The organism is Scandinavium goeteborgense (assembly GCF_003935895.2).
GTDB classification, from domain to species: Bacteria; Pseudomonadota; Gammaproteobacteria; order Enterobacterales; family Enterobacteriaceae; genus Scandinavium; species Scandinavium goeteborgense.
The window spans coordinates 322,734-347,146 of the sequence record NZ_CP054058.1 but is presented as its reverse complement, the minus strand read 5'-3'; the positions used below and the strand labels follow the sequence as shown (position 1 = coordinate 347,146).

Genomic DNA, 24,413 nt, shown 5'->3' with positions numbered 1-24,413 from the left:
CTGTGATTACGCCCCTTTGCGCTCAGCGAAGGGGCTGTTTTTCGTAAAAGATAATTCCTCACCGCCGATATCGGTCTGCACCCAGGTTTGCGCCAGCTGCGTCGTCGCAATGACTCGGCCCTGACGAATGGACCAGCGCACCGGCATCTGACAACGCACCGCCTCAAAGCCGTTCTCAGCAGGCAGAATAATCAGATTCGCCGCCTTCCCTACTTCGATGCCGTAATCCGTCACACCAAAGGTGCGGGCGCTATTATGGGTAATCAAATTCAGCCCGTCGTTAATCTGCTGATAGCCCATCATCTGACACACATGCAGGCCCATATGCAGCACCTGCAGCATGTTGCCGGTGCCGAGCGGATACCACGGGTCAAACACATCATCATGACCAAAACAGACATTGATACCTGCGCCGAGCAGCTCTTTCACGCGCGTAATGCCGCGACGTTTCGGATAGTCGTCGAAACGCCCCTGTAGATGAATGTTCACCAGCGGGTTAGCCACAAAGTTAATGCCCGACATCTTCAGCAGACGGAACAGCCGCGAGGTATACGCCCCGTTATACGAATGCATCGCCGTGGTATGACTGGCGGTGACCCGCGGGCCGATACCCTCTTTCAGCGCCAGCGCCGCCACGGTTTCGACAAAACGGGACTGCTCGTCGTCGATTTCATCGCAATGAATATCCAGCGGACGATCGTATTTCTTCGCCAGCGCGAAGGCGATATGCAGCGATTCCACCCCGTACTCGCGGGTAAATTCAAAATGCGGGATGGCACCGACCACATCCGCCCCAAGTTGCAAGGCTTCTTCCAGCAGCGCCGCGCCGTCGGGGTAAGACAAAATCCCTTCCTGCGGAAACGCGACAATCTGCAACTCGACCCACGGCGCGACTTCTTTCTTCACTTCCAGCATGGCTTTCAGCGCGGTCAGCGTCGGGTCGGAGACGTCGACATGGGTCCGCACGAACTGAATACCGTTGGCAATTTGCCACTTCAGCGTCTTCCACGCCCGAGTTTTTACATCCTCGTGAGTGAGCATCGCCTTACGCTCAGCCCAGCGCTCAATGCCTTCAAACAGCGTACCGGACTGGTTCCAGCTTGGCTCCCCGGCAGTTTGAGTGGTATCCAGATGAATATGCGGTTCGATAAACGGCGGGAGAGCCAGGCCACCGCGCGCATTGAGGACTTCGATACTGTCGTGCCGGGACTCCCCCATAGGCGTTATCGCCTGGAAACATCCATCCTCGATACTCAGTTGCCACAATCCTTCGCGCCCCGGCAAACGCACGTTCTCAATCAGCCATAACGGTGTCGTGCCCATCTTCATCCTCCCGAATCGACGCGATGAACGCCCTGATTCATTTTTAGGTTAAAACCCGCACTTTTTGTACGTTATTTCAGCAACCGAGAAAACTCTGTCATTTCCGTTACTTATAAAAATCCTGACAAATCAATCAACTACCCATTAAGGGGTAGGTAAAGGCGTATTTGATTCACATCAATAAGTAACCATGCTGAATCGTTAAGGTAGGCGGTAATAGAAAAGAAATCGAGGCAAAAATGAGCAAAGTCAGACTCGCTATTATCGGTAACGGCATGGTCGGCCACCGCTTTATTGAGGATCTTCTCGATAAAGCCCCGGCGGACCAGTTTGAGATTACCGTCTTCTGTGAAGAACCCCGTATCGCCTACGACCGCGTCCATCTTTCATCTTACTTCTCTCACCATACCGCAGAAGAACTTTCTCTGGTACGTGAAGGATATTATGAGAAACATGGCGTGAAAGTTCTGCTTGGCGAACGCGCTATCACCATTAACCGTCAGGAAAAGGTGATTCACTCAAGTGCGGGTCGTTCCGTGTTTTACGACAAGCTGATCATGGCGACGGGTTCTTATCCGTGGATCCCACCGATCAAAGGCTCTGAAACGCAGGATTGCTTTGTTTACCGCACCATCGAAGATCTCAACGCCATCGAAGCCTGCGCCCGTCGCAGCAAACGTGGTGCAGTGGTCGGCGGCGGCCTGCTCGGCCTTGAAGCTGCTGGCGCGCTGAAAAACCTCGGCGTCGAAACCCACGTTATCGAATTTGCCCCGATGCTGATGGCAGAACAGCTTGACCCAATGGGCGGCGATCAGCTGAAGCGCAAGATCGAAAGCCTCGGCGTGAAAGTTCACACCAGCAAAAACACCAAAGAAATCGTGCAGGAAGGCACCGAAGGGCGTAAGACCATGCGCTTCGCCGACGGTAGCGAACTCGAAATCGATTTCATCGTCTTCTCCACCGGTATTCGCCCACGCGACAAACTGGCGACCCAATGCGGTCTGGCAACCGGCCAGCGCGGCGGGATCATGGTGAATGACACCTGCCAGACTTCCGACCCGGATATCTACGCCATCGGTGAATGCGCCAGCTGGAACAACCGTGTCTATGGTCTGGTTGCCCCGGGCTACAAAATGGCTCAGGTGGCCGTCGATCATATCCTCGGCAAAGATAACGTCTTTGAAGGCGCAGACCTCAGCGCCAAACTGAAACTGCTCGGCGTAGACGTCGGCGGAATTGGTGACGCACACGGCCGTACGCCAGGCGCGCGTAGCTACGTTTATCTCGACGAAAGCAAAGAAGTCTACAAACGCCTGATCGTCAGCCCTGACAACAAAATCCTGCTCGGTGCGGTACTGGTCGGTGATACCAGCGATTTCGGCAACCTGCAGCAGCTGGTGCTGAACGCCATCGAACTGCCGGAAAACCCGGACGCGCTGATCCTGCCTGCCCATGCGGCGAACGGCAAACCGGCGATTGGTGTCGATAAACTCCCGGACAGCGCACAGATTTGTTCCTGCTTCGACGTCACCAAAGGTGACCTGGTCAGCGCCATCAATAAAGGCTGCCACACCGTTGCTGCCCTGAAAGCAGAAACCAAAGCCGGCACCGGCTGCGGCGGCTGTATTCCGCTGGTGACACAGGTCCTGAACGCTGAACTTGCGAAACAGGGCATTGAGGTGAACAACAACCTCTGCGAACACTTCGCGTTCTCCCGTCAGGAGCTGTATCACCTGATCCGCGTGGAAGGCATTAAAACCTTCGACGAACTGCTGAAAAAATACGGCAAAGGCTACGGCTGTGAAGTGTGTAAGCCAACCATCGGTTCCCTGCTGGCCTCCTGCTGGAATGAGTACATCCTCAAGCCGCAGCACACGCCATTGCAGGACACCAACGACAACTTCCTCGCCAACATTCAGAAAGACGGCACCTACTCGGTGATCCCACGTTCTGCGGGCGGCGAAATCACCCCGGACGGGCTGATGGCGGTTGGTCGTATCGCGCAAGAATTTAATCTCTACACCAAAATCACCGGTTCCCAGCGTATCGGCCTGTTCGGTGCGCAAAAAGATGACCTGCCGGAAATCTGGCGTCAGCTGATTGATGCGGGCTTTGAAACCGGTCACGCCTATGCGAAGGCGCTGCGTATGGCGAAAACCTGCGTCGGCAGCACCTGGTGCCGTTATGGCGTGGGCGACAGCGTCGGCTTCGGCGTGCAGCTGGAAAACCGTTACAAAGGCATCCGTACCCCGCACAAAATGAAGTTTGGCGTTTCCGGCTGTACCCGTGAATGTGCGGAAGCCCAGGGTAAAGACGTCGGCATCATCGCTACCGAAAAAGGCTGGAACCTGTACGTCTGCGGTAACGGCGGGATGAAACCACGCCACGCCGATCTGCTGGCGGCCGATCTCGACGCTGAAACGCTGGTGAAATACCTCGACCGTTTCATGATGTTCTACATCCGCACCGCAGACAAACTGACCCGCACCGCGCCGTGGCTGGATAACCTGGAAGGTGGCATCGACTACCTGAAAGCCGTGATCATCGACGATAAACTCGGCCTGAACGATCATCTGGAAGAAGAGATGAGCCGCCTGCGCGCAATGTTCGCCTGCGAATGGACCGAAACCGTCAACGACCCGGCAGCACAGGGCCGATTCAAGCACTTCGTCAACAGCCAGCAGCGCGATCCAAACGTACAGATTGTCCCTGAACGTGAACAGCATCGTCCGGCCACGCCGTACGAGCGCATCCCGGTAACTCTGGTGGAGGAAAACGTATGAGCCAGTGGGTAAGTATCTGCAACATCGACGCCATCCTGCCTGCTACCGGCGTCTGCGCCTTATTAGGCCAGGAACAGGTCGCGATTTTCCGTCCGCATCATGACCAGCAGGTTTTCGCCATCAGCAACATTGACCCGTTCTTCGGTTCAAGTGTGCTGTCTCGCGGTCTTATCGCGGAACATAATGGTGAGCTGTGGGTCGCCAGCCCGCTGAAGAAACAGCGTTTCCGTCTCAGCGACGGCCTGTGCATGGAAGATGAAAGCCACTCAATTGCACATTTTGAGGTGCGCGTGAAAGACGGTCAGGTACAATTGAAAGCCTGATGACCCTTCCGGCGGCGTTCTGCCGCCGGATTTGTTTCCCCTGTATTCTGCGAGACGCCCATGGATCACTTACCCATTTTCTGTCAGCTGCGCGGCCGTGACTGTCTGTTAGTCGGCGGTGGCGACGTCGCCGAGCGTAAAGCCCGCCTGTTGCTCGACGCGGGCGCACGCCTGACCGTTAACGCCCTCGACTTCGAACCGCAGTTTCACGTGTGGGCCGAAGCCGGCATGCTGACGCTGGTAGAAGGTGAATTTGATTCAACGCTGCTCGACACCAGCTGGCTGGCGATTGCCGCTACTGATGACGATGCGGTTAATGCGCGCGTCAGCGCAGAAGCAGAGCAACGCCGTATTTTCTGTAACGTGGTTGATGCCCCGAAACAGGCCAGCTTTATCATGCCGTCGATTATCGACCGCTCACCGCTGATGGTCGCCGTCTCTTCCGGTGGAACCTCGCCAGTACTGGCGCGCCTGCTGCGTGAAAAACTGGAATCTCTGTTGCCACAGCATCTCGGGGAGGTTGCCCGCTTTGCGGGTCAGCTTCGCGGGCGGGTGAAAAAGCAATTTGCCTGCGTCGGCGAGCGTCGCCGTTTCTGGGAAAAACTGTTTGTGAATGACCGTCTGGCGCAGTCCCTGGCGAATCAGGATGAAAAAGCTATCGCAGAATCCACCGAACGCCTGCTCAGTGAGCCGCTGGATAATCGCGGTGAAGTGGTGCTGGTCGGTGCCGGACCGGGTGATGCTGGGTTGCTGACACTGAAAGGCCTGCAACAGATTCAGCAGGCTGACATCGTGGTCTATGACCGTCTGGTATCGGACGACATCATGAATCTGGTGCGCCGCGATGCCGACCGCGTCTTCGTCGGTAAACGCGCGGGATATCACTGCGTACCGCAGGAAGAAATTAACCAAATCCTGCTGCGTGAAGCGCAAAAGGGCAAACGCGTCGTACGCCTGAAAGGCGGCGACCCGTTTATCTTTGGTCGCGGTGGCGAAGAGCTGGAAACCCTGTGCAACGCCGGGATCCCGTTCTCTGTGGTGCCTGGTATTACGGCGGCGTCAGGCTGCTCTGCCTACGCGGGCATTCCGCTGACCCATCGTGATTACGCGCAAAGCGTGCGCCTGGTAACGGGCCATCTGAAAACCGGAAGCGAGCTAGACTGGCACAATCTGGCGGCGGAGAAGCAAACGCTGGTGTTCTACATGGGGCTGAATCAGGCCGCGACGATTGCTGAAAAGTTACGTGAACACGGAATGGCGGCAGATATGCCGGTGGCGCTGGTCGAAAACGGCACGGCGGTAACGCAACGTGTCGTCGAAGGTACGCTGAATGATTTGCCTGAACTCGCACAACAGGTTGCCAGCCCGGCATTGATTATCGTGGGCCGCGTCGTCGCCCTGCGTGAGAAATTAAACTGGTATTCAAATCACTAAACGCCCCGCCTGATGCCGAGTTATTTTCTATTTCGACAGGAATAATTCGGCATCAACAATAACTGCATTTCAAATGATATTTCACACTCATATATTCACGTCAAAACTATGTCTGAATCCATACCCGTATAAACCCCAATATTCATTGTCGTGCTCCTGATAATTCTTTAAATTCACACGCCGCTGATGTTTAACGCGCCTCGTTAAAACATCATCAAGACTGAATTCACTTCTATATTTAAGGGATTATCCAATGAAACACACAATCAAACTGATCGCCTTGCTGGCCGCGCTCAGCACCCTGACGGCCTGTACGGGTCATGTTGAAAACAGAAGCAAAAGCTGTGGTTACGACTATTTACTGCATCCTGCCATTTCTATTTCACGTATTATCGGCGGCTGTGGCCCAGCAGATTCAAAATAATTAGAATTCTGAAGATATAAAAAAACCGGGAACATTTGCCCCGGTTTTTTTATTTTCGAATACGCTTACGGCCTGGCCACAAAACCAATCGCTTCGTACACCGCTTTTAATGTTTCAGCCGCCTGAGCGCTCGCCTTCTGCGCACCTTCACGCATAATCTTCTGCAACAGTTCATCGTCGTTGCGGAAACGGTTATAACGCTCCTGCAGGTCGGTCAACATGCCGGACACCGCCTCGGCAACTTCGCCTTTCAGGTGGCCATACATTTTGCCTTCGAAGTGCTGTTCCAGCTCCTGCACGCTCTGACCGGTCACGCCGGAAAGGATATCCAGCAGGTTGGAGACGCCCGCTTTCTTCTGCACGTCATAGCGAATCACCGGCGGCTCTTCGGAGTCGGTCATCGCACGTTTGATTTTCTTCACGACCGATTTCGGATCTTCCAGCAGGCCGATAACGTTGTTGCGGTTATCGTCTGACTTGGACATCTTCTTGGTCGGCTCCAACAGCGACATTACGCGCGCACCGGATTTCGGGATGAACGGTTCAGGCACTTTGAACACATCACCGTAAATCGCGTTGAAGCGCTGGGCGATATCGCGGCTCAGCTCCAAATGCTGCTTCTGGTCTTCACCCACCGGCACCTGATTCGTCTGATACAGCAGAATGTCTGCGGCCATCAGCACCGGATAATCGAACAGACCGGCATTGATGTTCTCGGCATAGCGCGCTGACTTGTCTTTGAACTGGGTCATGCGGCTCAGCTCGCCGAAATAGGTGTAGCAGTTCAGCGCCCAGCCGAGCTGTGCGTGTTCTGGCACATGAGACTGCACGAAGATGGTGCTTTTCTCCGGGTCGATACCGCAGGCGAGGTAAAGCGCCAACGTGTCGAGGGTCGCTTTACGCAGTTTCTCAGGATCCTGGCGAGCGGTAATGGCGTGCAGGTCAACAATGCAGTAGATGCAGTGGTAATCGTCCTGCATGTTCACCCACTGACGCAGCGCACCCATATAGTTGCCAATGGTCAGTTCACCTGAGGGCTGTGCGCCACTAAATACGATGGGCTTAGTCATTTTTCACTTCCTGAATTTCACTGTGCGGGAGCCCGAGCGCGGGCAACAAATCGTTAAAATTGTCAAAAACAAAATCGGGATTGCTGTCGGCAATGGCTTCGCCATAGTTGTAGCCGTAGGTCAGGCCGATGGAGCAGCAACCGGCGGCCTGAGCCGCGAGAATATCATTGCGTGAATCGCCAACAAACAGCAGCGCTTCTGGGGCTACGCCCAGTTTTTTCGCCACCAGCAGCAGCGGATCGGGATGCGGTTTTTTGTTTTCTACGTCATCCCCGCCGATCACGACGGAGAAATATTTGGCGATATCTAACGCGTCAAGAATCGGCGCGACGAACGGCGAAGGCTTGTTGGTCACCAGCCCCAACGGCAGGCCTTTGGCATGCAGCGCACTTAACGTTTCCGCCACTGCCGGGAACAGATAACTGCCCTCTTCGGCAAATTCGGCGTAGTAACGGTCGAAGAGTTTGCGCAGCACGCGTAGCTGCTCTTCCTTTGGAATATCGCTGTGGTCAACTGACGGTTTGCCCTGCGTTTTACGCAAGCTGGCACGCTCCTGGCGCGCCCAGGTCAGCGCACGTTCCATCAGCACATCGGCGCCGTTACCAATCCAGGTTATCACTCGCTCTTCGCCAGCGGTCGGCAATTCCAGGGCATACAGCGCGTTGTCTACCGCGGCCGTTAAGCCTGGCGCGCTATCCACTAATGTGCCGTCGAGATCAAACGCGACGCCCTGAATGGTTTCTAATTTACTCATGACTTACCTTTGCCAGTTCACTGCGCATTTCATCAATCACTTTTTTGTAGTCCGGCTGGTCGAAAATGGCCGAACCGGCGACAAACATATCGGCACCTGCCGCAGCAATCTCGCCAATGTTGTTGGCCTTCACGCCACCGTCGACTTCAAGGCGAATGTCGAAACCGGACGCGTCAATCCGACGACGGACTTCACGCAGCTTCTCGAGGGTGTGCGGAATAAAGGACTGGCCGCCGAAGCCCGGGTTCACGGACATCAGCAGGATAACATCGAGCTTGTCCATCACGTGGTCGAGGTAGCTCAGCGGCGTCGCTGGGTTCAGCACCAGGCCCGCTTTACAGCCGTGCTCTTTAATCAGCTGCAAAGAGCGGTCGACGTGTTCAGAGGCTTCCGGATGGAAAGTGATAATGCTGGCGCCTGCAGCGGCGAAATCAGGAATGATACGGTCAACGGGTTTGACCATCAGGTGCACGTCGATCGGAGCGGTAATGCCGTATTTGCGCAGGGCTTTGAGCACCATCGGGCCCATCGTCAGATTGGGCACGTAATGGTTGTCCATCACGTCGAAGTGAACAACATCGCCACCTGCCGCCAGCGCCTTCGCGGTATCTTCACCCAGACGGGCAAAATCGGCCGACAGAATCGAAGGGGCAATCAAATACTGTTTCATCCGCATCTCCTTGAAAACGATTATGGTTTTGCCGGGCGATACAGCGCCAGCAGTTCATCCACCTTTTTGCGCGTGCCACCGTTGCTGCTGATGCTGCGCCGGACTTTAACCTGAAATTGTTTTGCTGCTTTGTACCACTCACGCGTATCGGGCGTGTCATGGTTCGAAATTAACACCGGAATTTGGTTGCTGACCAGTTTTTCCGCCATTTCGGCCAGGTGCGCCTGCTGCGCCGGGCTAAAGCTGTTGGTGTGGTAGGCGGTAAAATTGGCGGTCGCGGACAGCGGTGCGTACGGCGGATCGCAGTACACCACGGAGTCTTTGTCCGCCATCGCCATGCAGTCCTCGTAGGACATGCAGTGGAATTCTGCATTCTGCGCCTTCAGCGCAAAATGGTTTAACTCCGCTTCCGGGAAGTACGGCTTTTTGTAACGCCCAAACGGCACGTTGAACTCGCCCTTCAGGTTATAGCGGCATAAGCCGTTATAGCCATGACGATTCAGATACAAAAACAGCACCGCGCGGCGTAGCGGCTCCCGGCATTGATTGAACTCGGTCCGCAGCTGGTAATAGATTTCGGCATTGTTATTGGCTGGGACAAACATCGCCTGCGCGGCAGAGATATACTCCGCGGTACGCGTTTTGACAATGTTATAGAGATCAATCAGATCGCTGTTGATATCAGCGAGGATATAGCGGGAATAGCGGGTATTCAGGAATACGGAACCGGCCCCGACGAAGGGCTCGATCAAACATTCGCCTTGTGGCAGATGTTTTTCAATATCGTTCAGCAGAGGATATTTCCCCCCTGCCCATTTCAAAAAAGCGCGATTTTTTTTCATGCTGTCTGGCTACTTACACTTTCTCCGGCTGAGGAGAAAAGCTCCTGCAGCATCCTGCGCTTAAAAACACATTCGCCTTCAGCCCGCAAATGCAGACTGAAGGCGCTGTGTCATGTACTGCTATTGTTTCAGATCGGACTGTACCTGATGCAGCGGTTTCGCCCATGGGTTTTTGGCCTGGACATTAGCAGGTAGCGCAGCGACGGCGCGTTTCGCATCGTCTTTGGTCGCGTACATACCGCTAACCAGCACATACCACGGCTGACCGTTACGGGTAGTCTGATAAACAACGTATTTCTGGATGTTCTCTTTCTTCGCCCAGTTGTTCAGGTTGTCATAGTTTGACGAGCTGCTGAGCTGCAGGGTGTAGTTATTGCCTGGCGCGCCTTTCAGCGAACCCACATCACCACTTTCTTTACCCGCTGCTGTCGCTGCGGTCGCAGTCGCTGCCGCTGCGGCTGGCGCTGCAGTAGTCGCTGCCGGTTTGGCGGTGCTGGTTGCAGCAGGCTTAGCCGGTTCTGCCGCTGGTGCGGTAGATTTGGCAGGCGTGCTGGTCGCTGCGGTTTCAGTGTGCTTAGGCTGTGCAACCGGCTTAGGCTCTACGGCTTTCGCTGTCGCCTGCGGTTTGCTCTGCGGCTTCGGCTCGATCACAGCGTGTTTACGCTCTGAACGGGTCGTGCCAGCAGGTGCGCTTTCTGCGGTGTGGGTTGGCTGATGCGACGCGCTACCATTACGCACTGGCGCAACGGTTGCAGGTTCTGTCGGCAACGTAGAGTTTGCAACGGCACCGTCAATCTGGCCCTGCTGCTGAGTCAGCGCGTTGTTCAGGTCACCCTGCACTTCGACACGCTGTTGGCCTTGCGGCGCAGCAGTATTCTGACCCTGAGTTGGGGTAGAAGAGATTGGCGGCAGAGAAACTTCCTGCTGGGTATTCGCGGTGTTCGGATCCACTGGCGCAGTGCCAGGTGCCGGCTGAGCGCCATTAGCCTGATCGGCTGGTGCTCCGTTATTCGCGCCCAGATCGATGCTCTTCGCATCAGTTGAAGTCTGTTCGTTGGAGGATGACGGCGCTTTCAGCGCAGAGCCAATCCCAACAATCAGCAGCAGCAGAACCAGAATACCCACGCCCATCATGATGTACTGACGGGAAGCCGGTTTACTGGCTGGCTTTTTTTTGCGTTTACGCGGGCGTTGCTCTACAGGCTCTTCCTCTTCGAGATCTTCTTCAGACTCGTCGTAATACGCTTCTTCTTGTTCTTGTTCCTCGCGCTCTTCACGTACCTTACGGGTACGCGCCGGGCGGCGCTCGTCGGCGTCGAGATCGACGTCATCGAAGTTAATCTGCTGATCGTTTTCACGATCGGAAGATTGACGGGAACGACCAGCACGACGATCGCTGGGATCGGGCTTCAGATCGTCTTCTGGTTTAAATTCATCCATTTAACACCCCACTAAAAGGCTTATGCCAACGACACTTGCACATCACCTGAAGTTAAACGCCGCTAATGCGGCATGACCTTTCTTATTAGTTACGCCTGCTGACAATCAGCAATGGCGCCAAGAACTACATCGTGCGCAACACCGCCACGCACTTCACTTTTGCCAATCGAAAGCGGCAAAACCAAACGCATCTCGCCGGCGAGCACCTTTTTGTCCCGCATCATATGCGGCAGGTACGCGTCGGGAGACATTTCACGCGGGCCGGAAACCGGCAACTTTGCCCGTTCGAGCAGGGCAATAATCCGCTGTGTATCTTTTGCCTCAAACTGACCGAGGCGTTCCGAAGCCTTTGCCGCCATGACCATTCCGGCCGCGACCGCTTCACCGTGAAGCCAGTTACCGTAACCCATTTCGGCTTCGATAGCGTGACCAAAGGTGTGCCCCAGATTGAGTAAAGCACGTAAGCCGGTTTCGCGCTCGTCTGCGGCAACAACTTCGGCTTTCAGCTCACAACAGCGACGAATACAGTAGGCCATTGCTTTTTCATCAAGGGCCATCACTGCATCGATGTTGTTTTCGAGCCAGGAGAAGAATTCTGCATCCAGAATGATGCCGTACTTGATAACCTCGGCCAGGCCGGAGGAAAGCTCGCGCGCAGGAAGCGTTTTCAGGCAATCAAGATCGATAACTACATTCACCGGCTGCCAAAAGGCGCCAATCATGTTTTTACCGAGGGGATGGTTAACGGCAGTTTTTCCGCCAACAGAGGAGTCGACCTGAGACAATAACGTGGTCGGCACCTGGATAAAGCGCACGCCGCGCTGATAGCTTGCGGCCGCAAATCCGGTGAGATCGCCTACCACGCCGCCACCGAGGGCAATCAGTGTGGTATCACGACCATGAGGCTTTTGCAGTAACGCGGTGAAGACCGTTTCCATCACTTCCAGCGTCTTGTACTTCTCGCCGTCAGGAATGATAACGCTGTCGACTTTCACGCCAGCCTGTTCCAGCACTGTACGTACCTTGTCCAGGTAGACAGGTGCCAGCGTTTCGTTGGTGACCAGCATGACCTGATCGCCCGACTTCAGTGGCAGGAAAGAAGCTGGATCGTTAAACAAACCAGCCGCGATGGTAATCGGGTAACTACGTTCCCCGAGAGTTACAGTGATCCTCTCCATAACGCGACGTCCACCTTTGTTACTCGCATTTACTGGCTTTCTACACGTAATCCTTCAGGCTGCTCGCTGGTCGGTTGCTTTCGCTCCCCGATTGCTGACAGATGTCAGCAAGAGTTCACGCCGTTGCCGCCATGATGCAGCTTGAACGATTTCGTATAGCGTTGACCAGAATCAGTTACTTTCCAGCATATTAATAATCTGGTTTGCCACCACTTTCGCGCTCTGATCGTCAGTGCGGATAGTGACATCGGCAATTTCTTCGTATAAAGGATTACGCTCGCCTGCCAACGCTTCCAGGACTTCACGCGGTGGCGTTTCAACCTGCAGCAGCGGACGTTTTTTATCACGTTGCGTACGCGCCAATTGCTTCTCAATTGTGGTTTCAAGGTACACCACAACGCCGCGAGCGGAGAGACGATTGCGCGTTTCTCGGGATTTCACAGAGCCGCCGCCAGTTGCCAGCACAATTCCCTGCTTTTCCGTCAATTCGTTGATGATTTTTTCTTCGCGGTCACGAAAACCGTCTTCGCCTTCGACATCAAAGACCCAGCCCACGTCAGCGCCAGTGCGTTTCTCAATCTCGTGATCGGAATCGTAAAATTCCATATTGAGCTGTTGAGCTAACTGGCGCCCAATAGTGCTTTTGCCGGCACCCATAGGCCCAACCAGAAAGATATTGCGTTTCTCTGCCATTTTTTCGGTACTACTAAGACTATTTCGTTAATAATAAACCCGCGACGCGAACCACAACGGCGACGCCAGGCATGAACTGAAACCTCATATGCGATAGTGCGAGAGTCAGACCGAAAATTATCTCAATATACCGGCAGGTTTGGCAACTCTAATAATTACCAGATTTTGCAGGGCACCGACTCTCAAATCGGTACTCCTTGTATGCTAAATCCGGTCTCACGTCAAACACCTGAAACGTGTTCAGTACGAAAAGAATGTCAGTAAATCCTTTATTGCACAGAAATAATACGCGGTGTGATGAACACAACCAGCTCTCGCCGTTCGCTGTCTTTTCCATCATGACGGAACAATTGACCCAGCCAGGGGATGTCTCCCAGGACCGGAATACTGTCCCGTGCTGACTTATTCTTTTGCGAAAAAATCCCACCCAGCGCCAGCGTTTCACCACTTTTGACTTCAACCTGCGTCTCGATCTCCTGCTTATCTATCGCCAGAATCTCCCCTTCGGCTTGCTGTAAAACTTGCCCGGGCATGTCTTCGGTGATTTTCAGCTTGAGCCGCACACGGTTGTTTTGCAGCACCGTTGGCGTGACTTCCATGCCCAAAACGGCTTCTTTAAATTCCACCGACGTCGCGCCGCTCTCCCCGCTGGAAACTTGATACGGGATTTCCGTGCCCTGTTTGATACTCGCTGGTTGCAAATGCGACGCCAGCAGATGCGGGCTGGCGATAATCTCCAGCTGCTGCTTTTGTTCCAGCGCTGAGAGTTCCAGTTCCAGCAGCCTTCCGCTGATTTTGCCGATGTTAAACCCGGCATGAGTGGTCGCGTTTGCCACCGAAAGGTCGCTTCCCAGGGTGGTTATCTTGCCTGAGCCTACGCTGCCTTCGGCATCGGCCAGACTCCATTTCACGCCCAGTTCGCGCAGGCTCTTTTCATTCATGGTGACGATATGGGCAGTTAATTCGACCTGGCCAATCGGTAAATCCATTTCATTAATCCAGGCGAGCAAATCCGTAATGTGCAGTTGGTCATCGCGGATCAGCAGCCGGTTTGAGCGCTTATCGACCGTCAGCGTCCCGCGACTGCTCACCAGTTTTTCCCCGGCTTTCGCAAGCTCTGTGGCATCGGCGTATTGCAGAGAGACGCTTTGCCCTTTCAACGGCACCGTCGATAAGCGCCGTTGGGTTTCCGCTTCGCGCTGAGCCTGCTTTTCGGCGAGCCACGCTTTGGTATGCACAAACAGCACGCTGCCCTGGGTATCCAGCGTCAGCCCCGCACTGCCCATCACCGTCTGCAAAGCCTGCATCCACGGAAGGTTATTGAACTGGAGTGATATTTGCCCGCTGACATCGGGGGCGATAACAATATTCCGCTCTCCCAACCCGGCAATGGCCTGCAACACCTGCGCAATGGGCACCTCATCCACCGTCAGCGAGACCGCCTTTTCCTTGCCCGATACCGCGAAGACCATCAGCAGTAACCCCAGAAGCATCCTTCGAATCATGTTTCGTTCCCTCTTTCATCCAGCGCCACTGCGACGGTTCGCAATCCTGGCCGGTAGTGATGTCCATGTAGTCGGGTTGAACGTCTGCGACCGTCCAACCATTTTCCAGCCGCTGCCCTTGATTCAGGCGTCGCCATTTGCCGCCGGGTTCCAGCACGATGCCCGTTCGCCGCGCGCCATGACTTACCGAGCCGCGGTAATGCCAGAGCGTCTGCTGCGATGTGGCGCAGGAGTCTTCTATTGGCTGGAACGGGTCGCGCATACCGAGCAGATAGGGCAGCGCCAGCATGATTAGCACCCGCCAGTCATTCATCGCCGTTCGCCTCAATCTGCAGAATCAGCCGTAAATGTTGCTGTTCCGGCTGGATACTAAACCCCCTGACGGCGCGACCCCGCTCGGCCAGCTGATCAAATAAAAGCGGAATGCCCGGCCAGTTTGCCTCCAGCGTGAGTTCTCCCCCGCTGCCCGACGGTTGCCAGCTCACGACACGGCTGTCAGGACTGTCCATTTCAAGCGCTGAAAAAGGTTTCGTCGGCGCGGGAGATGCGTGAGAAGCGACAGGTCGCAGCGGCATGATTTTCTGCCACTGCGCGTTGAGGGGAGGCAGGCCTGGCTCGCTAAACGGTTCACGGTGGCAAAAACGCCCGATAACCGTCAGCAAACCCAACAGCGTGAGCCAAATGCCGAACCGCATCCGCGGAGAAAAGTCACACCAGCGGTCAGCGAGCCTCTGCATCGACGGCCTCCGTTTGCAGCTGATAGCTAAACTGCCAGCGCCCTTGTTCATCACGACGCGTTGCGCCCGGTGTGACCGGGCCAAAACCCGGCAGGCTTCGCATCACGCGTTCAACCTGAGTCAAGGCGGGGAAACGGTTTGCCAGACCCGTGAAGCGTAATGCCTCACCCTGCCACTCCAGCGCGGTGAGCCACGCCTGCGCGGGCATCTTTTCCGCCATCGCCAGCAGCGTTGTTTGCCAGCGAAGTGTCATTGCACGCTGTAGCTCACGCCGTTGCGCGACCTGTACACGCGCTTGCTCCGCGCGCAGCCGCCGCTCCTGTTGGCTCAGCATCTGACGCACCGCCTGATCGCTCTGCTGTCGTAAAGCCAGCCAGGCGTGCTGCTGCGACTGCCGGGCGCGACCGGCAATAATCAGCGCCAGCGTTACCAACACGACGCCGATACACATCGCGCCCCAAAAGCGTAAACACTCCCTTCGCCGCTGTTCCCGCCAGCATAGTAAGTTCACCTGTCGCGGCATCTCAGTCCACTCCCAAGGCGAGTGCCAGCGCAATGGCGAACGTGTCCCCGCATTCCGGCAGCGGAGGCTGGAGCTGGCTCAAAGGAAACCACGGGTTAAAGGATTGCCCGCCAGCGGGCTGCGTTGTGCACTGCATCAATCCGTCGGGCGCTTCTGCATTACTGCCCCAGGCGGTGCGTGTCGCCCACAGCCACTGGTCTTTATCGCGCCAACAGATCCCTGGGATGTCACTGTCCATCCACGGCAGGAAGTGTTGTAAGGCACTGGCATCCGGCGTAACCGACGAGAGATTCAGACCCGCCGAACGCAAACTCTGTTGCAGCTTTTCAATACCGTGCCGTCTGGCGGCAGTCACGCTGTAACTATTCGTGTCAGCGTTTTGATAGTCAAAGATGAGACTTTCGGCCGGCATCTCGAGCTGTTTTGCCACCGTGCTGGCCACCCACTGCGCAAGCTCGCTTTCACGCAGCGACATCTGTGGCGGTGGCAGCTGTATTTGTAGCGTATCTGAGGCGGGAACGGCGACCGCAACACGATGAAAGCGCGGCATTTCACGTTGAATTCGCCGCAGCACCGCCGCCGTACATTTATCGTCGTTCTTGTCCTCCAGCGGCAGTTGCCACCAACGGCGTAATGCTCTCCCTAAACGTGTTTTCTGTAGCGCGACGCAGACGATACTATCCTGCTGAAAGTGCAATCCAGCCTGCCATTGACTGTAAGCCATTCTTACGATCTCCTTATCCTTCAACCCATTCGAACCAATGCCCATACAGTTTGAAATATGACGGGTATATCAATGCTTCAGGCTTGCCTTTATACTACTGCGCGTTTGTTTATAAACTGCCCAATTACCTCTAAATGGGAAATCTCCGGTGAAGTTCGTAAAGTATTTATTCATCCTTGCAGTCTGTTGCATTCTGCTGGGAGCAGGCTCGATATATGGCCTCTACAAATTTATTGAGCCCCAGCTACCCGACGTAGCGACGCTCAGGGATGTGCGCCTGCAGATCCCAATGCAAGTCTTTAGTGCCGATGGCGAGCTTATTGCCCAATACGGTGAAAAACGTCGTATTCCGGTCACTCTGAGCCAAATGCCGCCAGAGATGACGAAAGCCTTTATTGCGACAGAAGACAGCCGTTTCTACGAGCATCACGGGATTGACCCTGTGGGGATTTTCCGTGCGGCAAGCGTGGCACTGTTCTCCGGCCACGCTTCTCAGGGTGCGAGTACCATTACTCAGCAGCTGGCACGTAACTTCTTCCTCAGCCCGGAAAAAACGCTGACGCGTAAAATTAAAGAAGCGTTCCTGGCAATCCGCATTGAGCAGATGCTCAGCAAAGATGAAATCCTCGAGCTGTACCTGAACAAGATTTATCTCGGTTACCGCGCTTACGGCGTCGGTGCTGCCGCGCAGGTCTATTTCGGTAAGTCGGTTGATCAGCTCACGCTGAGTGAAATGGCGGTTATTGCCGGTCTGCCGAAGGCACCGTCCACCTTTAACCCGCTGTATTCGATGGAGAGAGCAACCTCCCGCCGCAACGTGGTGCTGTCGCGTATGTTGAGTGAAAACTACATCACTCAGGCACAGTACGACTCAGCGGTCCGCGAGCCGATTGATGCCAGCTACCATGCACCGGAAATTGCTTTCTCCGCGCCGTATCTGACAGAAATGGTGCGCCAGGAAATGGTCAGTCGTTACGGCGACCAGGCCTACGAAGACGGTTATCGTGTTTACACCACTATCGGTCGTAAAGATCAGCTGGCGGCGCAGAACGCATTGCGCACCAACGTGATGGATTACGATATGCGTCACGGCTATCGCGGCCCGTCCAACGTGCTGTGGAAAGTGGGCGAAACCCCGTGGGACAGCAAAAAAATCACCGATACGCTGAAGAGTTTGCCGACCTACGGGCCGCTTGAGCCTGCCGTGGTCACCTCGGCCGATCCTCAACACGCCATGGCGATGACCGCCGACGGCACATCGGTACAGCTGAACATGGACGGAATGCGCTGGGCGCGTCCGTACCGCTCCGACACCCAGCAGGGCCCAACGCCGCGTAAAGTCACCGACGTCGTCCAGACCGGCCAGCAAATCTGGGTTCGCCAGGTAAATGAAAATTGGTGGCTGGCGCAGGTTCCGGACGTGAACTCCGCGCTGGTGTCCATCAATCCGCATAACGGCGCCATTATTGCGCTGGTCGGCGGCTTTGATTTCAACCAGAGCAAATTCAACCGTGCCACTCAGGCGCTGCGTCAGGTCGGCTCTAACATCAAACCGTTCCTTTATACCGCGGCGATGGACAAAGGTCTGACGCTGGCGAGCATTCTGAACGACGTGCCGATTTCCCGTTGGGATGCCGGTGCCGGTTCTGACTGGAGCCCGAAAAACTCACCGCCGCAGTACGCCGGTCCGATTCGTCTGCGTCAGGGTCTCGGCCAGTCGAAGAACGTGGTGATGGTACGTGCGATGCGTGCGATGGGCGTGGACTACGCCGCAGAATACTTGCAGCGTTTTGGTTTCCCGGCCAATAACATCGTGCGGACAGAATCGTTAGCGCTCGGCTCCGCCTCCTTTACCCCGCTTCAGGTGGCGCGCGGTTATTCGGTGATGGCCAACGGCGGCTTCCTGGTTGACCCGTACTTCATCAGTAAAATTGATAACGACGCGGGCGGGACGCTTTTCGAAGCCAAACCGAAAATTGCCTGTGCCGACTGCGATATTCCGGTGATTTACGGTGATACGCCGAAGTCCGACGTTCTGGAAAACAAAGACGTTGAAGACGTGGCCACGTCCCTGGAACCTAAAAACTCCACGGTACCGATGCCGAGTCTTGAACAAGCCAACCAGGCGCTGGTTGCCCGCAGCGGTGGCCAGGAATACGCGCCGCATGTCATCAGCACGCAGCTCTCCTTCCTGATTAAGAGCGCGCTGAATACCAACATCTTCGGCGAACCAGGCTGGCAGGGTACAGGCTGGCGTGCAGGCCGTGACCTGAAACGCCATGATATCGGCGGTAAAACCGGGACCACCAACAGCTCGAAAGATGCGTGGTTCTCAGGTTACGGTCCGGGCGTGGTGACATCGGTGTGGATTGGCTTTGACGATCATCGCCGCGACCTCGGCCGGACTACCGCTTCCGGCGCGATTAAAGATCAGATTTCCGGCTACGAAGGCGGCGCGAAGAGCGCACAGCCCGCCTGGGACCTGTACATGAAAGCGGCGCTGGAAGGCGTGCCTGAACAGCCATTTACGCCACCTGCGGGCGTGGTGACAGTTAATATCGACCGTTACACCGGGCAGTTGGCGAGCGGGGGCAGCAGTCGTGAAGAGTTCTTTATTGAAGGGACGCAACCGACCCAACAGGCGGTGCGCGAAGTGGGCACCACGCTGATGGATAACGGCGAAACACACGAACTGTTCTGACAAAAAAGGCGCCTGAGGGCGCCTTTTTTCTGATGTTAACCGGTAGATTTTTGCCCGGCGGCGCACGCTTTCCGGGCCTACGAACTAGGGCTTTTAGGCCCGGTCAGCGCGCGCTACCGGCATACGATTCAGAGCCTGTAGGCCCGGTCAGCGTAGCGCCACCGGGCATTTACAACCGACCCTGCGCTTTCAGCCATTCTCGCACCAGGAACAGCGCGCTCACGTTACGGGCTTCGTTGAAATCGGGGTCTTCCAGCAAGTCCAGCATTTGAGCCAGCGGCCAGCGTACCTGCGGCAGCGGTTCAGGTTCGTCACCCGGCAATGATTCCGGATAGAGATCTTCTGCCACCACGATATTCATTTTGCTGGAGAAATACGACGGGGCCATCCCGAGTTTCTTCAGAAACGTCAGGTTATTGGCACCGAATCCCACTTCCTCTTTCAGCTCGCGATTGGCGGCTTCAAACACGCTTTCACCGGCGTCGATGAGCCCTTTCGAAAATCCGAGCTCATACGATTCCGTACCCACGGTGTATTCGCGGATCAGAATAAGATGGTCGTCAACAATGGGGACTATCATCACCGCTTCACGCGTGGAAGGACGCATCCGTTCATACACGCGGCGCTCGCCGTTGCTGAATTCCAGGTCCACGCTTTCCACAGTAAACAGTCGCGAACGGGCAACCGTTTCAACTTTATGGATGGTGGGTTTTGTTAAGGGTTTATCCATGGTGACCTGTGTTGGCTGTGATAACAGGGTAATTGTGCGACATGCCGCACAGTTTACGCAATTCCCGACGTCACATATTTACATTTGCGTAACTTTCAGCATGAGTCACTTTTTTAAACAAAAAGTCAAGACCTTGCAATGGATTTGAGAATTTGCTGATATTCGCTTGCGTTGACCTCTGATATGCTCAAAAGTTGCGTCAGAACCTTATAAATCTTTAAAGTTCTGAGTGATACGTGCCGATAGCTAACTACGGGCTCACGTTCTGTGTTAATGGGCAACCGACGAAACCTGTAAGAATAAGTATGATGGGAAAAGCATGGGCACCTTTTTGATTCTTTTCGCTGCTATGCTGGCCTGCGCATTGCTTGCAGGGTGGTTCTATCGACAGCGTTCGCAGCACCGGCGTCTTCCCCGGCTGCATGCGTTTACCGGCGCGACGACGCGTAAGCTGTCCAGCGAAGAACGCAGTGCCGTCGAAAGTTATGTCGAGGGCCTGAGCCGTACGCTGGAAGTCCCCGCATCCGGTGCCACCGTGGCGCCGTCCGCTCTGACGCTTAACGCCCAGAGCAACACCGTCTATATCGTCACCCAGTCGATCACCCGCTACGGCATCACCACCGAAGATCCGAACAAGTGGCGCTATTTCCTCGACTCCATTGAAATCCATCTGCCGCCTTTTTGGGAGCAACACATCAATGACGAGAACGAAGTCGAGCTGATCCACACTGATTCTCTGCCGCTGGTCATTTCCCTTAACGGCCATACGCTGCGCGACCACAAGCAGGAAGCGCGAGGTTACGCCCTGGAGCAAGTGCCATCGACCCAGGCGTCCATTCGCGGGGAAGAAAGCGAGCAGATTGAACTGCTGAACATTCGTCAGGAAAGCCACGAAGAATATGCCCTGAGTCGCCCGGACGGCCTGCGTGAAGCGCTGCTGATTGTCGGCTCATTCCTGCTGTTTTTCTGCGCGCTGATGGTGCCGGAAGTGTTTGTCCCGTGGGTCACCGGCGGAGCAATTTTGCTGCTGGTGTTTGGTTTGTGGGGCCTGTTTGCGCCACCATCGAAAACCGCGCTGCGCGAAATTCACTGCCTGCGAGGCACGCCGAAACGCTGGGGCCTGTTCGGTGAAAACGACCAGGAACACATCAACAACATTTCGCTCGGCATTATCGACCTGATTTACCCACGCCACTGGCAGCCGTTTATTGCGCAGGACCTCGGCCAGCAAACCGATATCGACATCTACCTCGACCGACACGTCGTGCGTCAGGGCCGCTTTTTATCGCTGCATAATGAAGTGAAGCACTTCCCGCTGCAGCACTGGCTGCGCAGTGCCATTATTGCCGCTGGCGCGTTGCTGATTGTGGTGATGCTGTGGATGAGCGTTCCGCTCGGGATGCCGTTTAAGTTTACGATTTCGTGGCTGAAAGGCGCGCAAACCATTGAGGCCACCACCGTCAACCAGCTGGATCAGGCTGGCGTCCGGGTCGGCGATACGCTGCATATTGCCGGCACCGGAATGTGCAATATCCATTCGCAGGGCACCTGGACCGCGCAGGATAACTCGCCGTTTATGCCTTTCGACTGCTCGCAAATTATTTGGAATGACGCCCGGCCGCTGCCACTGCCGGAATCCGATATCGTCACCAAAGCCACGGCGCTGATACAGGCGGTAAATCGCCAGCTGCATCCCAGCCCGGATGACAGCTCTCGCGTTAGCCCGGCGCTGCGCTCAGCCATTCAGAAATCCGGGATGGTGTTGTTAGATGACTTCGCCGATATCGTGCTGAAAACACAAGATTTATGCTCTGCGGAAGACGACTGCGCACGCCTGAAGAATGCGCTGGTCAACCTCGGTAATACCCGCGACTGGGAAACCCTGACCAAGCGGGCCAGCGCCGGAAAACTGGATGGCGTCAATGTGCTGTTGCGCCCGGTCAGCGCGGAATCACTGGATAACCTGGTCACAACCTCAACTGCACCGTTTGTGATGCGTGAAACCTCACGTGCGGCGCAGGCTTTAAACAGCCCGGCGCCAGGCGGTTTCCTGATCGCCAGCGACGAAGGCAGTGACCTGGTATCGCAACCGTGGCCGTCGGTCAGCCTGTACGACTACCCGGCGCACGAGCAGTGGACCGAGTTCCAGCGCCTCGCCGGGATGCTGATGCACACACCGTTCACCGCCGAAGGAATTGTCACCAACCTCTACACCGACGCCAATGGCACCAAACACATCAACCTGCACCGCATGCCGGACAGCTCCGGCCTGTGGCGCTACGTCAGTATTACGCTGCTGATGCTGGCGATGCTGGCATGCTTTGTCTGGAACGGGATTCAGGCCATTCGCCGCTACCATCGTCATGGCATGCGTATGGCGGAAATTCATAAATATTACGAAAGCAGCCTTAACCCCGTGCTGCTGACCTCGCCTGACCTGCTGCATCAGGATCCCACAGACAGCTAAACCGCCCTGCTCCCGCTCGCGCGACCGGTGTGATAACCTGTCGCGCATTCTTCCGGCTGGAGACGCAACATGCATTTTGACATCGACTGGCACGAGGTCGACACCGTTCTGCTGGATATGGACGGCACACTTCTCGATCTCGCATTCGACAATTATTTCTGGCAGCAACTGGTCCCGGAAACCTACGGGGCGCAAAACGGCATAAGCCCGCAGGAAGCGCGGGAACGCATCAGCCAGGAATATCACGCCGTGCAGCATACGCTAAACTGGTACTGTCTGGATTACTGGAGCGAACGCCTGGGGCTGGATATCTGCGCCATGACGACCGCACAAGGCCCGCATGCCGTGCTGCGTGAAGACACCGTGCCGTTCCTGGATGCGCTGAAAGCCAGCGGCAAGCGCCGCATTTTGCTGACCAACGCGCATCCGCATAACCTGGCGGTGAAGCTGGAACATACCGGTCTGGCGTCACACCTTGATTTATTACTTTCCACCCACACATTTGGTTATCCGAAAGAAGATCAGCGTTTGTGGCAGGCTGTTGCCGAAGAAACCACTCTGGATGCGCATAAGACGCTGTTCATTGACGACAGTGAGCCCATCCTCGATGCTGCCGCGTTATTCGGAATTCGTTACTGCCTGGGCGTTACCAATCCCGACTCTGGCATTGCGGAAAAGCAGTATCAGCGTCACCCGGCATTGAATGATTATCGTCGCCTGATTCCTGGGATCCGGTGAAGGAGAAGCCATGAAAGAGAAACCCACCGAAGCCGCCGTCCGGCTGGATAAGTGGCTCTGGGCGGCCCGCTTCTACAAAACCCGCGCGGTTGCGCGTGAAATGGTAGAAGGCGGTAAAGTGCATTACAACGGACAGCGCAGCAAACCCAGCAAAGTGGTGGAGATGAACGCCATGCTGACGCTGCGTCAGGGCAACGATGAACGTACGGTGATGATTAAAGGCATCACCGAGCAGCGACGCCCGGCTACCGAAGCCACGCTGCTCTACGAAGAAACTGCCGAAAGTATCGAAAAACGGGAAAAAATGGCCGTGGCCCGCAAGCTCAACGCGCTGACCATGCCGCACCCGGACCGTCGCCCTGATAAAAAAGAGCGCCGCGACCTGATGAGATTTAAACATGGGAACAGTGAGTAGCCGTTCCCTTAAGAGAGAAAATGATGATTCAACACGATCAATTACACCGCTATCTGTTTGAAAACGTGGCCGTACGCGGCGAACTGGTCACCGTCTCCGAAACGCTGGAGCAGGTCCTCACTAACCACAGCTATCCGCAGCCGGTAAAAAACGTGCTGGCCGAGCTGCTGGTGGCAACCAGTCTGCTGACCGCGACGCTGAAGTTTGCCGGTGATATCACCGTGCAGCTGCAGGGTGATGGCCCAATGTCGCTGGCGGTAATTAACGGCAACAATAATCAACAGCTGCGCGGTGTGGCACGTGTTCAGGGCGATATCCCGGAAAACGCGGATCTGAAAACGCTGGTCGGTAATGGTTATCTGGTTATCACCATTGCGCCGGAAGAAGGCGAACGCTATCAGGGCGTGGTCGGTCTGGAAGGCGATACTCTGGCGGCGTGTCTCGAAGACTACTTCCTGCGCTCCGAGCAGCTGCCGACGCGTCTGATCATCCGTACCGGTGAGCACGACGGCAAAATGGCGGCAGGCGGTATTCTGCTGCAGGTGATGCCAGCACAAAATGCACAGACTACCGATTTCGAGCATCTGGCGACGCTGACCGACACCATCAAAGCGGAAGAGCTGTTTGGCCTGCCAGCGAACGACGTTCTGTGGCGTCTGTATCACGAAGAAGAAGTGACGGTTTACGAGCCGCAAACGGTCGAATTCAAATGCACCTGTTCCCGTGAGCGTTGCGCCGATGCACTGAGAACGCTGCCGGATGAAGAAGTTGACAGCATTCTGGCCGATGACGGTGAAATCGATATGAACTGCGATTACTGCGGCAGCCATTACGTGTTCAACTCGATGGACATTGCTGAGATCCGCAACAACGCCTCTCCGGCAGATCCGCAGGTTCATTGATTATAAAAGCAAAAGCTCCCATTGAGGGAGCTTTTGA

General features: G+C 55.5%; 23 protein-coding genes. 9 read left to right on the top strand and 14 right to left on the bottom strand.

The features are described from left to right. Positions 1-6: 6 nt before the first annotated feature. On the bottom strand, positions 7-1,323 hold the full coding sequence (locus A8O29_RS02310) for a cytosine deaminase (protein WP_125355181.1): 1,317 nt from the start codon (positions 1,321-1,323) through the stop codon (positions 7-9). Positions 1,324-1,562: 239 nt separating this feature from the next. Between A8O29_RS02310 and nirB the strand changes: the two genes are divergently transcribed. From nirB to A8O29_RS02290, 4 genes are all read left to right on the top strand, one after another. Beyond that, positions 1,563-4,106, top strand: a complete 2,544-nt coding sequence (gene nirB, locus A8O29_RS02305; protein WP_125355182.1) for a nitrite reductase large subunit NirB — start codon at positions 1,563-1,565, stop codon at positions 4,104-4,106. Continuing rightward, positions 4,103-4,429, top strand: coding sequence for a nitrite reductase small subunit NirD (gene nirD / locus A8O29_RS02300; RefSeq protein ID WP_110511775.1), 327 nt, complete (start codon positions 4,103-4,105; stop codon positions 4,427-4,429). The genes nirB and nirD overlap by 4 nt, the downstream gene beginning before the upstream one ends. Positions 4,430-4,489: 60 nt before the next feature. Continuing rightward, a complete protein-coding gene (gene cysG / locus A8O29_RS02295) occupies positions 4,490-5,863 on the top strand; it encodes a siroheme synthase CysG (RefSeq protein ID WP_125355183.1) in 1,374 nt (457 codons plus the stop codon). A gap of 253 nt (positions 5,864-6,116) precedes the next feature. After that, the gene (locus A8O29_RS02290; RefSeq protein WP_125355184.1) at positions 6,117-6,287 is read left to right on the top strand and encodes a DUF4223 family protein; all 171 of its coding nucleotides are present in this window, start codon (positions 6,117-6,119) and stop codon (positions 6,285-6,287) included. Positions 6,288-6,352: 65 nt separating this feature from the next. On the opposite strand, the gene trpS is transcribed toward A8O29_RS02290, so the two are convergent. The 12 genes from trpS to A8O29_RS02230 all read right to left on the bottom strand — a co-directional run bounded on the left by trpS (position 6,353) and on the right by A8O29_RS02230 (position 16,423). Further along, the gene (trpS, locus tag A8O29_RS02285; RefSeq protein WP_125355185.1) at positions 6,353-7,357 is read right to left on the bottom strand and encodes a tryptophan--tRNA ligase; all 1,005 of its coding nucleotides are present in this window, start codon (positions 7,355-7,357) and stop codon (positions 6,353-6,355) included. Then, positions 7,350-8,111, bottom strand: coding sequence for a phosphoglycolate phosphatase (gph, locus tag A8O29_RS02280; protein ID WP_125355186.1), 762 nt, complete (start codon positions 8,109-8,111; stop codon positions 7,350-7,352). Before gph ends, trpS begins: the two co-directional genes overlap by 8 nt. Next, positions 8,104-8,781, bottom strand: a complete 678-nt coding sequence (gene rpe / locus A8O29_RS02275; protein ID WP_110511780.1) for a ribulose-phosphate 3-epimerase — start codon at positions 8,779-8,781, stop codon at positions 8,104-8,106. Before rpe ends, gph begins: the two co-directional genes overlap by 8 nt. A gap of 20 nt (positions 8,782-8,801) precedes the next feature. Continuing rightward, on the bottom strand, positions 8,802-9,623 hold the full coding sequence (gene dam / locus A8O29_RS02270; RefSeq protein ID WP_125355187.1) for an adenine-specific DNA-methyltransferase: 822 nt from the start codon (positions 9,621-9,623) through the stop codon (positions 8,802-8,804). A gap of 120 nt (positions 9,624-9,743) precedes the next feature. After that, on the bottom strand, positions 9,744-11,063 hold the full coding sequence (gene damX / locus A8O29_RS02265; protein ID WP_125355188.1) for a cell division protein DamX: 1,320 nt from the start codon (positions 11,061-11,063) through the stop codon (positions 9,744-9,746). An 89-nt stretch (positions 11,064-11,152) separates the two neighbouring features. Further along, complete coding sequence (gene aroB, locus A8O29_RS02260) at positions 11,153-12,241, bottom strand: 3-dehydroquinate synthase (RefSeq protein WP_125355189.1); 1,089 nt, start codon at positions 12,239-12,241, stop codon at positions 11,153-11,155. Between the two features lie 171 nt (positions 12,242-12,412). Continuing rightward, positions 12,413-12,934 carry a shikimate kinase AroK gene (gene aroK, locus A8O29_RS02255; RefSeq protein WP_125355190.1) on the bottom strand — a complete coding sequence of 174 codons (522 nt, stop codon included), beginning with the start codon at positions 12,932-12,934 and terminating at the stop codon, positions 12,413-12,415. A gap of 269 nt (positions 12,935-13,203) precedes the next feature. Further along, on the bottom strand, positions 13,204-14,436 hold the full coding sequence (gene hofQ, locus A8O29_RS02250; RefSeq protein WP_246316657.1) for a DNA uptake porin HofQ: 1,233 nt from the start codon (positions 14,434-14,436) through the stop codon (positions 13,204-13,206). After that, positions 14,354-14,767 carry a HofP DNA utilization family protein gene (locus tag A8O29_RS02245; RefSeq protein WP_125355192.1) on the bottom strand — a complete coding sequence of 138 codons (414 nt, stop codon included), beginning with the start codon at positions 14,765-14,767 and terminating at the stop codon, positions 14,354-14,356. The genes hofQ and A8O29_RS02245 overlap by 83 nt, the downstream gene beginning before the upstream one ends. Beyond that, positions 14,745-15,176: a HofO family protein gene (locus tag A8O29_RS02240; RefSeq protein ID WP_125355193.1), complete on the bottom strand. Its 432-nt coding sequence runs from the start codon at positions 15,174-15,176 to the stop codon at positions 14,745-14,747. The genes A8O29_RS02245 and A8O29_RS02240 overlap by 23 nt, the downstream gene beginning before the upstream one ends. Continuing rightward, entirely contained in the window at positions 15,160-15,627 is a 468-nt protein-coding gene (locus A8O29_RS02235) for a PilN domain-containing protein (protein WP_125355194.1), read from the bottom strand. Before A8O29_RS02235 ends, A8O29_RS02240 begins: the two co-directional genes overlap by 17 nt. Positions 15,628-15,700: 73 nt before the next feature. Further along, on the bottom strand, positions 15,701-16,423 hold the full coding sequence (locus A8O29_RS02230) for a type IV pilus biogenesis protein PilM (protein ID WP_125355195.1): 723 nt from the start codon (positions 16,421-16,423) through the stop codon (positions 15,701-15,703). 148 nt (positions 16,424-16,571) lie between these two features. On the opposite strand from A8O29_RS02230, the gene mrcA reads away from it, so the two are divergent. Beyond that, the gene (gene mrcA, locus A8O29_RS02225) at positions 16,572-19,124 is read left to right on the top strand and encodes a peptidoglycan glycosyltransferase/peptidoglycan DD-transpeptidase MrcA (protein WP_125355196.1); all 2,553 of its coding nucleotides are present in this window, start codon (positions 16,572-16,574) and stop codon (positions 19,122-19,124) included. A gap of 169 nt (positions 19,125-19,293) precedes the next feature. Here mrcA and nudE read toward each other — a convergent pair whose 3' ends face one another. Beyond that, positions 19,294-19,854: an ADP compounds hydrolase NudE gene (gene nudE, locus A8O29_RS02220; protein ID WP_125355197.1), complete on the bottom strand. Its 561-nt coding sequence runs from the start codon at positions 19,852-19,854 to the stop codon at positions 19,294-19,296. Positions 19,855-20,173: 319 nt separating this feature from the next. Between nudE and A8O29_RS02215 the strand changes: the two genes are divergently transcribed. The 4 genes from A8O29_RS02215 (at position 20,174) to hslO (ending at position 24,376) form a co-directional block, all read left to right on the top strand. Next, positions 20,174-22,321: an intracellular growth attenuator family protein gene (locus tag A8O29_RS02215; RefSeq protein WP_125355198.1), complete on the top strand. Its 2,148-nt coding sequence runs from the start codon at positions 20,174-20,176 to the stop codon at positions 22,319-22,321. A 69-nt stretch (positions 22,322-22,390) separates the two neighbouring features. After that, positions 22,391-23,059 (top strand): GMP/IMP nucleotidase, encoded by a 669-nt coding sequence (gene yrfG / locus A8O29_RS02210; RefSeq protein WP_125355199.1) that lies wholly within the window; start codon positions 22,391-22,393, stop codon positions 23,057-23,059. 10 nt (positions 23,060-23,069) lie between these two features. Next, positions 23,070-23,474 (top strand): ribosome-associated heat shock protein Hsp15, encoded by a 405-nt coding sequence (gene hslR / locus A8O29_RS02205; protein WP_110511794.1) that lies wholly within the window; start codon positions 23,070-23,072, stop codon positions 23,472-23,474. 23 nt (positions 23,475-23,497) lie between these two features. After that, on the top strand, positions 23,498-24,376 hold the full coding sequence (hslO, locus tag A8O29_RS02200; protein ID WP_110511833.1) for an Hsp33 family molecular chaperone HslO: 879 nt from the start codon (positions 23,498-23,500) through the stop codon (positions 24,374-24,376). Positions 24,377-24,413: the final 37 nt, after the last annotated feature.